The organism is Allochromatium humboldtianum, from assembly GCF_013385175.1.
Taxonomy (GTDB): domain Bacteria; phylum Pseudomonadota; class Gammaproteobacteria; order Chromatiales; family Chromatiaceae; genus Thermochromatium; species Thermochromatium humboldtianum.
Window position 1 is genome coordinate 1 of record NZ_JABZEO010000067.1, and the last position, 610, is coordinate 610.

Annotated in this window: 1 protein-coding gene; it reads left to right on the forward strand. The window is 62.0% G+C overall.

Annotated features, from left to right (window positions below; translation table 11 throughout):
- Window positions 1–46: 46 nt before the first annotated feature.
- A partial coding sequence (locus HW932_RS21515; RefSeq protein ID WP_176978490.1) for an RNA-guided endonuclease InsQ/TnpB family protein occupies window positions 47–610 on the forward strand: 564 nt, incomplete at its 3' end.

The window sequence follows — 610 nt, forward strand, 5'->3', positions numbered from 1 at the left end:
CAGAACCGGGCACTGTTGGATGATGTGAAACAGGCGGTCGAGGCCCATGCTGATCGCCCATAAGATTGAACTGCGTCCAACGCCCGAGCAGGCCGATTACCTCAATCAGGCGTGCGGTGCGCGGCGGCACTGTTACAACCAACTGCTCGCGCACTTCAGTCAGCCCGGCGTGAAGTGGTCAAAGGCCGCGGCCTATCAGCACTACATGACGGTCTTGCGCATTCAGTTCCCGTGGTACGCGGAGGTCTCCAGCCGCGTCACGCGCAACGCCATTGACGACCTGGATGCCGCCTTCAAAGGCTTCTTTCGGCGCGTCAAGGCCAAGGCGAAGCAGCCAGGCTATCCGCAGTTCAAGAAAAAGGACGTCAACGAGGCCTTCGCCCTGCGCGAACCGGCCAAGTTCGACGTCGACGGGCGAACCCTGCGGATCGAGCGACTCAAGACCCGAATCGCGATGCGCCAACCGCTGCGCTTCACCGGTCAGACCAAGCAGGCCACCATCAGTAAGCGCGCCGGTCGCTTCTACGTCTCGATCCTGGTCGACACCGAAGACTACAACCCACAGGCGCCGGATCAGCCGTCCGTCGGCGTGGACTTCGGGATCAAGGCA